Below are 13,657 nucleotides of genomic sequence, written 5' to 3'. Positions count from 1 at the left end.
TTGAAACGGCTACAAGGTCTTAGTTATCCAAGGGGATTTCTTCCTGCACCTGTAGTCCGAATCTTTTTCTAAAGAGGTAAACGAAAAAATATAGCAATGGCGTATCTAAAAAGGCAACAAAAATTTTGAATAAAAATCCACTAATCAAAAGTCCTTTAAAACGTTCCCACGGAATCTCTCCAAAAGCACATAAAAGAAAGACTACGGTAAAGGTATCTATAAATTGGGAAGCAAAGGTAGACCCATTGTTCCGTAGCCAAAGCATACGGCCTTTGGTGAGCTTTTTCCAGAAATGATAAATCTGGATATCAATGAATTGCGCGAACAGATACGCCAACATCGAGGCCAGTACCGCAATTTTGGTATTGCCGAACACATCGGAGAACATGCCGTTCTTTACCGGCGACCAACTGGTGGCATCGGTCTCATTGGCTACGTAAATAATACCTAAAGAGAAAAAAGAAGCAAAAATACCTGTGATTACGATACGGTTGGCATTCTTTTTTCCATAGATCTCAGAAATAAGATCGGTTATTAAAAAAGTAATTGGGTAAGGCAATATACCAACGGAAATCTCAAATAAAGGCGCCCCGAAAACAGTTATATCGCCGAATGGGTACCAATGGAAAAATTTCTGGAAGATAAGGTTGGAGACCACCAATGAAGTGATGAACAGCGCTCCAAGGTACAGGTACAGGTTAAAAGCCAATCGGCGGTCTTTAACACTAAGTGTCGCTTTTTCCATAGAGGGAAACTACCGAAAATTAAGCGGACGCGCAAACCCGCGCCCAGGCCAACTACACCTTTACAGAATTGGTTTACACAACAAAAATGGGGCTATATCCAGCAATTTTAGCTCCAGTATTTTGGAAATATGTTACTTAGTCCACGATTTAACAACCTAAAAAACGCCTACCAACAACATATAACCCATGAAAAAGTTTTTGACCCCCGTACTTTTTTTCTGTATGCTACACGGATTACTGGCCCAATCTTACACCGGTTTCTTAACGGATAACTACAGTGGTGTACATGGACTAATTGCCAACCCGGCCAATATTGCCGACTCCCGCTTCAAAACCGACATTAACCTGATCGGTGTCAGTGCCCTTGGCGGCAACGATTTGTATTCGGTTCGCTTCAAGGATCTTTTTGAAGACGATTTCAATTTTGAGGAAGATGCCGAAAAATCGACCAAAAGCTCGAATAATGGCATTGCCCATGTCGATGTATTGGGTCCATCTTTTATGTTCAACTTAAACCCTAAAAGTTCGATAGCCATTTTTACCCGGGCCCGGGCCATGGTGAACATTAACGATGTAAATGGCGAAAACCTAGACACCCTGATCGACGGTTTCGACGAGGAACAAGATTTTATGATCGATGAAGAAGATCTCTACGGAAATGCCCATGGTTGGGCAGAAATAGGTGTTACTTACGCCCGTATCCTATATCAAAAAGACGCCCATTTTGTAAAGGGTGGTATCAGTTTAAAATACTTACAAGGTTTTGGACAGGCCTATGGTTCTGGTGAAAACCTGTCGGTAGATTATGATGCGGACGGTATAACCATACCCGGCCAAGGCACGGTGGGCAGCATTACCTCAACCGGAAACCTGCGTTATGGTTTCTCCGAAAATTTGCAAGAGGACGACTTTGAGGTCCTTAAAGGAGTAAATGGTTTTGGGGCCGATATCGGATTCGTGTACGAATGGCGGCCCGACAAGGACAAATACTTATTAAACGACCCCGACAACGGACCCTATTTGGCCAAATACGCCAACAAATACAAGCTAAAGGCCGGACTTTCGTTAACCGATTTCGGTTCTATCAAATACCCCAACGGTACCGAAAAGCTCTACGATATCAATGCCACTATAGATGAAGACGCCTTTGACGATTACGACACCTTGGAAGAAGCTTTGGACGATTTGTATACCGAAGTCTCTTCCCAAAATGCGGTAACCGCAAAATTGCCGACCATGCTTCATGCTAATGTCGATTACAGCTTTACGAATCACTTTTATTTGAATCTGAATACCGACCTTTCCTTGGTTTCCAAATCTCGGGTAGATGCCAACCGTCAATTGAACGAAGTGGCCCTTACCCCAAGATATGAGAGCAAATGGTTCAGCTTCTATTCACCCATTCGAATGGTAGAACAGTTCGGTTTTCAATGGGGAGCCGGATTACGTGCCGGACCTTTATATATAGGTTCTGGCTCGGTACTTACCGTATTGTTAAGCGATAAATTCAATTCGGCCGATGTATATGCCGGTCTTAAGATTCCGGTATACCAACCCAAAGTGCGGGATCGCGATGGCGACGGTATTAAAGACAAACTGGACGAGTGCCCTGATAAACATGGGCCTGTAGAAAACAATGGTTGTCCTTGGCCAGATACCGATGGAGACGATGTTTTGGATAAAGACGACGCCTGCCCAGAACAGGCCGGTCCAGAAGAAAACAAAGGCTGCCCATGGCCCGATACCGACGGTGATGGTTTATTGGATCAAGACGATAGTTGTCCACAGGAAGCCGGTCCCGTTGCCAATAACGGTTGCCCTTGGCCAGACACCGATAGTGATGGGGTTTTAGACAAAGACGACCAATGTCCGGAAACCGTGGGCACCGTGGCCAACAACGGCTGCCCCGAGCTTACCGAAACCGTACAAAAAGCCCTGAACGATTACGCCAAAACGATATTATTCGACACGGGTACAGCTAACATACAAGACGCCTCGCATACCGTTCTGAACGACATCGTAGCCATACTGGCCGAATATCCCAATGCCCGATTCAGTATTGAGGGTCATACCGACAGTATCGGCTCGTATGAGACCAACCAAAAACTCTCGGAAAACCGGGCCAAATCCGTTTTGGATTTCTTAGTAAGTGCCGGGGTCGATGCCTCACGATTGGAATCGAAAGGATTTGGTGAGATGAAGCCTATAGCTACCAATATGTACAAACACGGTCGTAAGCAAAATAGAAGGGTAGAGATCAATCTAATCAAGTAGAAATTAGATTGTAGACCGCTTCGCTGACCCCGCCCTGCCCCATGGCATGGGTAGACTATAGATAAACAAAAAGGCCCCAATGCGTTGGGGCCTTTTTATTTTGGTAATCTAACATTCTTCCTTTATGTAATTCCTTGCAATTACTTTATCTCCAACGCAAAAGGCATACGTGCCTGAATGGTCTGTGCGTTTTGCGACATGGCCTTGAGCTGTTGTAAAACCTCATAGCTTTCGCTGCCTAACTCTTGTTTTACCATATCGGACATGAATTCGGCCTTGGCTCCAGAGAGGTCTGCCATAAAACGTTCTAAACCGGTTTTAAAATGTGGAAGGTTTTTAATTCTATAGGTATCGACTTCCGCCAGTTCGGCAGCGGCCGCAATAGCATCTTCCAATCCGCCCAATTCATCGACCAAGCCGTTTTCAAGGGCATCTACCCCACTCCACACACGGCCTTGGGCCACGGCATTTACTTGATCTACCGTCATGCCCCTTCCCTCGGAAACACGGGATAAAAAGGTGTTATAGGTTTCTTCTATACCCTCTTGTACCCGATTTCGGAAGCCTTCGCCCATGGGTTCAAAAAAGGAATAATCAATAGAGTTGGCATGGGTACCCACTTGCTCGGCATTGATACCAATTTCGCCCATAAGTTCAGCCCCATTCGGGATGGTTCCAAAAACTCCAATAGAACCGGTTATGGTCGTAGGCTCGGCAAAAATCTTGTGCGCCCCGGTAGCAATATAATAACCACCCGAAGCCGCTACATTCCCCATGGAAACCACTACAGGTTTCTCGGCCTTGGTCAGTTCTACCTCTCGCCAAATAATATCAGACACCAAAGCGGAACCTCCCGGGGAGTTTACCCGAAGCACTATAGCTTTTATATCTTCGTCTTCACGCGCTTTTCTTAGCGCCTTGGTCATGAGTCCCTGACCTATATACTTTTCATTGCCCTCACCGAACAAAATATCGCCCTGGGCATAGATAACCGCAATGCGATTCTTAGTGCTTGGTTTTTTGGTATTGGCTGCCTGCATGTATTTTGCCAATGAAATATAATCTAGATCCTCCTCGGAATCCTTACCCATACCTTCTTTGATCATGGTCTCGAACTCATCGTAAAATGGGATTCCGTCTATTAAACCACTTTGCACGGCCATTTTGGTAGAACGTGCACCCAAGGTATCGGCTATTTTATTCAGTGCGGTCAAATCTAAATTCCGAGAATCAGCAATTTCTGCGGCCATAGCCCCCCAAACGGAATGCAATAATTCGGAAATCTGCTCTCTATTGGCGGCACTCATCTCATTGGCCAAGAAGGGTTCAACGGCACTTTTATACTTACCATGACGGATTACCTCCATTTTGAGTCCGCTTTTCTCCTGTACATCTTTAAAATATAGGACTTCAGAAGCCAAGCCCATAAAATCCATACCACCGACCGGGTTCAGATAAACCGAATCGGCAACTGAGGCCAAATAATAATCTTTTTGCGGATAGTAATCACTATAGGCATAGACGAATTTTCCGGAGGTCTTAAAATCCTCCAGGGCCTTTCGCATGGCCTGTACTTGGGCCAAACCAGCCTGGGCAAAGACGTTTTTAATGACAATGCCTTTAATTTTATCATCGGATTTTGCGGCTTCGACTGCATGCAATATCTCATCGAGCCCCATGGCCTCATCGAAGAGCCCGGCAAAGGGGTCTTCTTTGTCGCCACCTACATAATCCTTTACCGGATCTTTAAGTTCGAACAATAAAACAGAGTCGTTTTTAACCGTAACCGGCTCCGCCTGACCCAATAGTGCCATCAACATAAAAAACATAAAGAATGCGATACCCATCGCTATTAGTCCTCCTAAAATAGAGGCCAGAAGATTTCGTAAGAATTTCATATACAATACAATATTGTGGTTATACCACTTTCTTTTAAAGGTTAGTCTCGGTTTTCAGCAATTTGTTACGCTAAAGACACAACCCATTAAAAATCAGCAAATATAAGTATTGCCCTACTTCTACTGTTGTCATACTAGATAAAACCTACGCAAAGGCTTGCCCAATCTTAGTAGTCAGTGTGTGGCAACATATAAAAATGGTTTCGTTTCTTTGTAGGTTATGAAGGAGATGCACACGGCCTATATTTCGTTAGGAAGCAACCAAGGGGAGCGCTTTTATAACCTACAGGAAGCGGTTTTTCTTATGGGTAAACGTTTGGGTTCGGTCACCCAAATTTCCCGTGTTTATGAAAATGCCGCTATTGGTTTTGAGGGAGACGATTTTTACAATGCCTGTATTGAACTGGAAACGGCTATGGAGCCCACCGAACTCATGTCGGAATTACTGAAAATCGAAACAGAAATGGGACGTACCCGAACCCCGGACGAAGGGTATGCTTCCCGCAGTCTAGATTTAGACATCTTATACTATGATGATATTGTAATTGCGAACGATACCGTGACCATTCCGCATCCCAAATTGCAGGAACGTAGGTTCGTATTGAAGCCCCTTTGTGACATAGCCCCGAATTATTACCATCCCCAGCTAAAGAAAGACAGCAGAAACCTTTTACAGCAATGTAGTGACCAAAGTCCTTTGCGGAAACTCGACCAAAACTTAACAAAAACGGAGCTGGCCTTTTTGACTCAATTGCAGTTTTTGACCATTGAAGGCAATATCGGTGCAGGTAAAACCACACTGACCCATATGCTCGCCGAGGATTTCAATGCCAAATTGGTATTGGAACGTTTTGCCGACAACCCATTCCTGCCCAAATTCTATAAAGACCCGAATAGGTATGCCTTTCCCTTAGAGATGTCTTTTTTGGCCGACCGCTACCAACAGTTTACGGACGATACCTCACAATTTGACCTATTTAAGAACTTTATGGTCAGTGACTACGACATCCGTAAATCACTGATTTTTGCAAAAGTCACCTTGCCAGAGGAAGAGTTTCGACTATATCGAAAGCTATTCGATTTTATGTATAAGGAGGTTAAAAAACCCGACATTTACGTGTATTTATACCAGAATACCGAAAGACTATTGGCCAACATTAGAAAAAGGGGACGCGGCTACGAACAAGAAATATCACCCGATTATTTGGAGAAAATAAACAAAGGGTATTTTGAATTTATCAAGGGTTCTCCGGACCGTAACGCCTTGGTAATCGATGTTAGTGAACTCGATTTTGTAGAACGCCCTACAGATTATGGAATTATCTTACAAGCCCTTAAAAAATTCATGATACGCCAGCTTTTTTAAGGAATATTTCACATTTTATTTGCAAGGAAGGCAAGGATTTGTTTTATTGCGTACCCAAAATAACGAACAACTAACTCAAACTATATATTGAAAGACCCGTGCCTAGCACGGGTTTTTTCTTTTTAAGAGACTGGGAATTAAACTTTACCGCCTTTTCAATTTGGTGAACAAATCCTAAAACCCGGTAATTACCGAAGCTTAGTGGACCCTCACCCCCTCCCCCCTCCCTTCCCGCCATTCTGCGGGACAGGCGCAGGAGAAGGAGTGAAAATCACCGACGTTTTATCTTAGAAAACAAATCCCAAAGCACCACTCCAACGCTCACCGAAATGTTTAAGGAATGTTTAGTGCCGAATTGCGGGATTTCCAATACCCCATCGCAGGCCGATACCACTTCTTGTTGCACCCCTTTTACCTCATTACCGAAAACTACGGCCATTTTTTGTTGGTTCGCTGTAGAATATGTATCCAACATTTGGGCCCCTTCGGCCTGTTCTACGGCCCAAACCGAATAGCCATGCTGCTGTAGCCCAGCAACAGCCGTTAAGGTGTCTTCTTCATAAGACCAGTCTACACTTTCGGTGGCCCCCAATGCGGTTTTATGGATATCTTTATGGGGTGGTTGGGCCGTAATACCGCACAAAATGATTTTTTCTATCAAAAAGGCATCGGCAGTACGGAAAACCGAACCAATATTGTTTAAACTCCGGATATTATCCAACACTACCACCAAGGGAGTCTTATCGCTATCTTTATAGTCTTGAACCGACAAACGTTCCAATTCGTTATTCCGTAGTTTTCGCATCTTTTACCTTAGCTTTTAGTTATCCCCAAATATCAAAGCCATCTGAAACTTGATGGCTTTAGACGAAAAGAGCAAAGAACAAAGAAAAAAGACTAATAAAACCAGCCGCTTACACTTTTGTAATTCCCAAACCGAATCAAAAGAATCCTTCTTGCTTATTTTAGCAGATTTTTTTACAAAAATCGAAAACATAAAACGGTGATTATCACAAAGTCAATTTTCTAATTTCTTCCCATGCCATGGGGCAGGGCGAGGATAGCGAAGCCTTCTTCGAACTAACTTTCGGACACTTATGCCAAAATATCAACAAAAGTTATATTTCCTGAGGGAAAACGCTATTTTCGTCCATTAGATTGGCAGCAAAATTAACTTAAAATACCAAGGCTTGGCTAAAAAATCGGCATCAAAGAAAGTTACCCCCTTAATGCAGCAATACAATAGCATCAAACAAAAATACCCCGATGCCATGTTGCTTTTCCGTGTGGGCGATTTTTACGAGACCTTTGGTGAAGATGCCGTAAAAGCTGCCCAAATTTTGGGTATCGTGCAAACCTATAGGAACAATGGGGGCGACAAAACCGAATTGGCCGGTTTTCCGCATCATTCGTTGCACACCTATTTACCCAAACTGGTAAAAGCAGGTCAGCGGGTGGCCATTTGCGACCAATTGGAAGACCCCAAACAAACCAAAACCATTGTTAAACGTGGGGTTACCGAACTGGTTACCCCCGGGGTAGCCCTGAACGACGACATACTCAATGCCAAAACCAATAACTTTCTTTGTGCGGTACATTTTGCCAAAAGGTTTATGGGCATTGCCTTTTTGGATATTTCTACGGGCGAATTTTTAACCGCCCAAGGTAGTACTGAGCAAATCGATAAATTACTGCAGAACTTTTCTCCTTCCGAGGTTTTGGTGTCCAAGGCCCATAAAACGGAATTTTTGGAACGTTTTGGTGACCAATGGCACAGTTTTTTTCTTGAAGATTGGATCTTTCAAGAAGATTATGCCCATGAGACCCTCACCAAACATTTTAAGACCAAGAACCTAAAAGGGTATGGGATAGATCACCTGCCCCATGGTATTATTGCCTCGGGCACGGTATTACATTACCTATCGGAAACCCAACATAGGCAGTTACAACACATCAATCGCCTGCAACCCATTGTAGAGGATGAATACGTATGGATGGATCGTTTTACCATCCGTAACCTAGAACTGTATCAAAGTCCCCACCAAAATGCGGTTACTTTACTCGATGTCATCGATAAGACCATAAGCCCGATGGGCGGGCGTATGCTTAAACGCTGGTTGGCCTTGCCCCTAAAGAACATGACCCGTATACAGCAACGGCACCAAATGGTGGCCCATTTGGTAAAAACCCCTGAACTCTTGGGTTCGTTAACGAATTACGTAAAACATTTAGGCGATCTGGAGCGCTTGATCTCTAAAGTGGCTACGGGTAAGATTTGTCCGAAAGAGACCGTGCTACTCAAAAATTCATTGGAGGTGGTTGGCCCCATAAAGAACCTTTTGGTACAAAGTGGCGATGCCGCCTTACAGGCCTATGCCCAGCAATTAGATTCTTGCGATGCCCTTCGCACACGTATCAAAGAGATGTTGCACGAAGAGGCCCCAGCGAACATTTTAAAGGGCAATGCCATTGCCACCGGCTATTCCGAAGAACTCGACAGTTTACGAGAACTCGCTTTTTCGAGCAAGGATGTATTGCAAAAAATGCTGGAACGGGAAACCGAACGCACGGGCATCACCTCTTTAAAGATCGCCTCCAACAATGTGTTTGGTTATTATATAGAAGTCCGTAACACCCATAAAGACAAAGTACCGCCAGAGTGGATCCGCAAACAGACCTTGGTGAATGCAGAGCGCTATATTACCGAAGAACTTAAAGAACTAGAGGCTAAAATACTTGGGGCAGAAGAGCGCATCTTAAGTTTAGAGCAGCAACTATTCACCCAATTGGTGCTCTGGATGCATGAATATATCGAACCTGTGCAGGCCAATGCCCATGGTTTGGCCCAAATCGATTGTTTATGCGGTTTTGCCCAATTGGCCTTGGACAACAACTATCACCAGCCATTGGTTGACGATTCTACCGCCTTGGATATTACCGAAGGCCGCCATCCGGTTATAGAAAAACAACTGCCCCTTGGCGAACAATACATAACCAACGACATTCGGTTAGATCGGGAACAGCAACAGCTCATTATGATCACGGGGCCCAATATGAGTGGTAAATCGGCTATTTTACGACAAACCGCCCTTATCGTGCTTTTGGCACAAATGGGGGGTTTCGTGCCTGCCAAAAAAGCCCATATCGGTTGTGTAGACAAAATTTTTACCCGTGTAGGTGCCAGTGATAATATCTCTATGGGCGAATCGACCTTTATGGTAGAGATGAACGAGACTGCCTCTATTTTGAACAACCTATCGGAGCGCAGCTTGGTCTTGTTAGATGAAATCGGTAGGGGTACCAGTACCTACGACGGTATCTCCATTGCCTGGGCCATTTCGGAATATTTGCATGAGCATCCTGCCAAGGCCAAAACCCTCTTTGCGACCCACTACCACGAACTGAATGAAATGGCCAGTAGTTTCGAACGGATCAAAAACTATAACGTTTCTATACGCGAAACCAAGGACAATGTACTCTTTTTGCGCAAGTTGGTGCCCGGTGGAAGCGAGCACAGTTTCGGTATACATGTAGCCAAAATGGCCGGAATGCCCCAACAAGTGATCCAAAAGGCGAATAAAATACTGACCAAACTCGAAAAATCGCATTCCAATGAAGAATTGACCGATGGTTTGGTGGCCGCCCAAAACGAAATGCAATTGAGTTTCTTCCAGCTCGACGACCCTTTGTTGGAAGAAATCAAGGAAGAAATCATACATCTCGACATCAATACGCTTACCCCGGTCGAGGCCTTGATGAAATTGAATGAGATCAAACGATTACTCACCAAGAAGAAGGCGAATTAAGAGCCCCCTCCCCGATATTAATCGGGACCCCAAAGGGGGTAACTCAGTTCGCCTGTTTGAAGGGTTTATGGTTGTTTAATGGATTTATACTGTTAAAGCTTTGTGAGAGTAATATCAATGACGAATTGAGTATCTCTGTGCTACTCGGGGCTACTCCGTGAAACTCTGTGTTACAGCCCATACGGTTATCTTGAAGCACTTAATAGAGAGATAGAAGTCTACTTCCAAATAACGTTTTTAATTAACCTTGATTTCCATTAGCACATTTAATCCGTGACGCGCTGCCTTCACCCCCTAGCCTTAAAGTGAACACTTGGTGTACCCGTAAGAATCCATCCTAGTATTTGTTTGACTGCGCAGTTTACCCTTTTTCATATTCCTTTATCATGTTTCCGTTATTCCTAACATTTAATCCGTGACGCGCTGCCCTCACCCCCTAGCCTTAAAGTGGACATTTTATGTACCTGTAGTAAGCGTTTCTGGGATTTGGTTACCTGCGTAGTTTACCTCCATTCAAATTTCATAAATAAGGTTTCCGTTATTGCTACATGTAATCCGGGGACATGATGCCCTCACCCCCTAGCCCCCTCTCCCAGAGGTAGAGGGGGGGAATAAAACCAAATTCTTAATTCATCTGAACACCTCAGAACCCGAGGTTTAGGTTTCAAACAAAAATCTAGCTAAAGAAAAAGTACATTTTTCCGCAGGGTTTGCTTTGCTTTTTCAAGAAATGTATTAAATTTGCCTCCGCATCACACCACAAGGTTGGGTGCATGTTCTTAAACAGACGATCACGATGGGAAACCGCGTGATATACGCGAAAATAGCTCAGTTGGTAGAGCGCAACCTTGCCAAGGTTGAGGTCGCGGGTTCGAATCCCGTTTTTCGCTCCAACGAAAGCGGTTCCATTACTACCAATGGAATCGTTTTTTGTTAACACACTACCGAAATGCCATATGTCGTATGGCCAAGGGCCCGAGTGGTGGTCCCGATATCCCGATAGCTAACGGGAGGGAGGGAGACACTGAGCCAAGGATGCTCGAGTGGTGGAATTGGTAGACACGTTGGACTTAAAATCCAATGGCCATTATGGCCGTGCGGGTTCAAGTCCCGCCTCGAGTACGAAAACCCTTCTTAATCAATTGATTTTGAAGGGTTTTTTCATGCCGGCAATAACATACTTAATTCCTACCCCACCTCCCCTTTTTCAGTATACAGATACCCATATTTGTAATAGTCGGTTTTGGTATAATCTACATCGTTCATAATCAATGCAAAATGACGAAAACGATTTTCTTGAAATAGTTTCTTTGGAAAATGAAGAAGTTTCTTGTCTACATAATTCGCACGGACCACATACAAACATATATCCGCGTAGTCTTTTAAACGTAACGTATCGGAAAGGGTAGCCACAGGCGGGGTGTCAATGATCAAGTAATCATAATCTAACTGGAGTTGCTCTATTAATTCTCGAAGTTTTCTGTTCGTCATAAAATCAGATACCGATTTTAACAATTGACCCGCACCGATAACATCGAGCTTAGGTATACCTTCTGCTTTGAAAACAATGTCGGAAACAGAAATATGCGGGTATCTTAAATAATCCGAGAGCCCGAATTCATGGTCTACCCCTAAATACCCCATCAGTTTCGAAGCGCGGACATCGGTATCCAATAACAACACTTTTTTTCCGGCCAACGCCAAACTACGGGCGTAATTCAAAGCCACAAAAGACTTACCTTCCCCACTAATGGAACTGGTCACCAAAACGGTACGGCAAGTGTCATCCGGATGGGTATCCAACATAAAATCGAGGTTGGCATCCAAAAGACGGAACGATTCGGCCGTACTACTAAAATCATCATCCCCAAAAAGGTACTTCACTTTGGATTTATGCTTCGCTATATCGGCCAATACCGGTATGCCGACCATAGCTTCTAATTCTTGACCATTGCTGATTTTTCCATTTAAAAAAAACAGTAAAAAACTAATTACCAAAGGAATAACCGACCCCAAACCGGTACCAGCGGCCAAAATCAAATGATACTTCGGAAAAACGGGAGACTCATGAACATGGGGGTTATTTATTAATTTGGCGTTTGGGGCCACCGAAGCTAATGAAATGGCTATTTCCTCCCTTTTCTTTAATAAATACAAATACAGACTTTCTTTTACATGCTGCTGACGCTGTATACTACGATATTCCCTTTCTTTTTTGGGCATAGCCCTCAAGGCCGTTGAAGTTTGCCCTTGAAAAGAACCCGCCCCTTTAATTTGCTGACCGATTTGCCCTATATAACCTTCGAGACTAATCGCTATTCCTTTTTGCAACTCGGTCAAACGTTCATTCATAGTTAAAATGGTAGGATGGTTCTCCGAGGCACTTTCCAGCAATTGGTTTTTTTCTAAAATCAATTGATTGAAATTATCTATGGTTTCCTTAACCCCACTATGATCCAAACCAATATTGGTCGGCAACAGCTGAATACCACCCTCGAGAACGGATTTTTTCATCAAAAGGGCCAACTCCAATTGGGTGCTCAAGGTGTTAATTTCTTGCCTCGATTGCGCATTATCCCGCAGATAAAGCCCCGATTCCATATCTAAATCGGTCAACACCCGTTGGGTCTTAAATGATTCCAGATGACCTTCAACCATTACTAATTCTTTGGTAATTCCCTTTAGTCGGCTATCAATGAATGCCGCCGTATTTTCAGATATTAAATTTTTATCATCTTGCTCCAGTTTATTGTAGGTAGCAACCAATTCCTCCAATATCAATTGTCCCCTCTCTGCTTGCTCCACTTCCATAGTCAGTGTAAGTCCGTGGGTTTTATCACTAAGTGGATTTATCTGTAAGTTGTTAATAATCTGATTGACCGTTTTGGAGATAGGAGTACAATAAATCTGATAAGATTGCCCCTTTAAGGCGTTTATATCCAATAATGGAATAATTCGAAAACGAACATTCTCATAGCCAATTTCCTTATTAAAGTGCAGAGGCATTTCCTCGGAACCATTAATCGATAAACTAAAGTTTTCCGAATCTAGTAAGGCAAAATCAAAGGTATAAGAATCATTAATGGGACTTAACCATTCCAATTTAAATGGTTTATCTAAAAAGAGCTCTGTGTTTTTAAAGCTATTTTTTGAATAATAACGGATATGCAGGTTATGTTTTTCAACCATCTGCTTTATTAAGGGGCGGGATCGAAATAACTGTATCTCATCTTCCAAGGTACTAGCCGACCCTGAAACCATACCTAAATCATCAAAAACCGAAAGTTCATCTGGAATACTATTCGTTACACTCTTTAACAGTACCGATGTTTCAACCCTAAATTTTGGATTAACCGTTTTTAAGTACCCAAAGGCCAACAAGGCCCCAATAAGACCACCAAGTACCATTTTTTTCCATTGGGACAGTACAAAACCCAATAATTCCTGAAGGTCGATCTCCATTTCATCGTCATGCTTCAGGGGGGAACCGGAAGAGATCATACAATAATTGGCCAGGGCACCAAAGCACCTGAAGTTTTGGTTGATTATATGTTAGGAAAACTAGTC

Annotated in this window: 7 protein-coding genes and 2 tRNA genes; 5 read left to right on the top strand and 4 right to left on the bottom strand. The window is 43.5% G+C overall.

Annotated elements, in window-relative coordinates; genetic code table 11:
* Nucleotides 1-19: 19 nt before the first annotated feature.
* Nucleotides 20-745, bottom strand: a complete 726-nt coding sequence (locus B7P33_RS15990; RefSeq protein WP_097443231.1) for a queuosine precursor transporter — start codon at nucleotides 743-745, stop codon at nucleotides 20-22.
* A 187-nt stretch (nucleotides 746-932) separates the two neighbouring features.
* On the opposite strand from B7P33_RS15990, the gene B7P33_RS15985 reads away from it, so the two are divergent.
* Nucleotides 933-3,020, top strand: a complete 2,088-nt coding sequence (locus B7P33_RS15985; RefSeq protein WP_097443230.1) for a DUF5723 family protein — start codon at nucleotides 933-935, stop codon at nucleotides 3,018-3,020.
* A 140-nt stretch (nucleotides 3,021-3,160) separates the two neighbouring features.
* On the opposite strand, the gene sppA is transcribed toward B7P33_RS15985, so the two are convergent.
* The gene (sppA, locus tag B7P33_RS15980; protein WP_097443229.1) at nucleotides 3,161-4,918 is read right to left on the bottom strand and encodes a signal peptide peptidase SppA; all 1,758 of its coding nucleotides are present in this window, start codon (nucleotides 4,916-4,918) and stop codon (nucleotides 3,161-3,163) included.
* A gap of 220 nt (nucleotides 4,919-5,138) precedes the next feature.
* Here sppA and folK point away from each other — a divergent pair, with 220 nt between their 5' ends.
* Nucleotides 5,139-6,284 (top strand): 2-amino-4-hydroxy-6-hydroxymethyldihydropteridine diphosphokinase, encoded by a 1,146-nt coding sequence (folK, locus tag B7P33_RS15975; protein ID WP_097443228.1) that lies wholly within the window; start codon nucleotides 5,139-5,141, stop codon nucleotides 6,282-6,284.
* A 271-nt stretch (nucleotides 6,285-6,555) separates the two neighbouring features.
* Here folK and B7P33_RS15970 read toward each other — a convergent pair whose 3' ends face one another.
* Nucleotides 6,556-7,089 carry an RNA methyltransferase gene (locus B7P33_RS15970; protein WP_097443227.1) on the bottom strand — a complete coding sequence of 178 codons (534 nt, stop codon included), beginning with the start codon at nucleotides 7,087-7,089 and terminating at the stop codon, nucleotides 6,556-6,558.
* A gap of 385 nt (nucleotides 7,090-7,474) precedes the next feature.
* On the opposite strand from B7P33_RS15970, the gene mutS reads away from it, so the two are divergent.
* The 3 genes from mutS (at nucleotide 7,475) to B7P33_RS15955 (ending at nucleotide 11,212) form a co-directional block, all read left to right on the top strand.
* Complete coding sequence (mutS, locus tag B7P33_RS15965) at nucleotides 7,475-10,090, top strand: DNA mismatch repair protein MutS (RefSeq protein ID WP_216359398.1); 2,616 nt, start codon at nucleotides 7,475-7,477, stop codon at nucleotides 10,088-10,090.
* An 817-nt stretch (nucleotides 10,091-10,907) separates the two neighbouring features.
* Nucleotides 10,908-10,983, top strand: a tRNA-Gly gene (locus tag B7P33_RS15960).
* 144 nt (nucleotides 10,984-11,127) lie between these two features.
* Nucleotides 11,128-11,212, top strand: a tRNA-Leu gene (locus B7P33_RS15955).
* 66 nt (nucleotides 11,213-11,278) lie between these two features.
* Here B7P33_RS15955 and B7P33_RS15950 read toward each other — a convergent pair.
* On the bottom strand, nucleotides 11,279-13,591 hold the full coding sequence (locus B7P33_RS15950; RefSeq protein ID WP_097443226.1) for a GumC family protein: 2,313 nt from the start codon (nucleotides 13,589-13,591) through the stop codon (nucleotides 11,279-11,281).
* Nucleotides 13,592-13,657 lie beyond the last annotated feature (66 nt).

Origin of the sequence: Sediminicola luteus (assembly GCF_002514735.1) — a bacterium.
Lineage (GTDB): Bacteria > Bacteroidota > Bacteroidia > Flavobacteriales > Flavobacteriaceae > HQA918.
The sequence above is the reverse complement of the archived record's forward strand: the minus strand, read 5'-3'. Positions and strand labels throughout refer to the sequence as shown.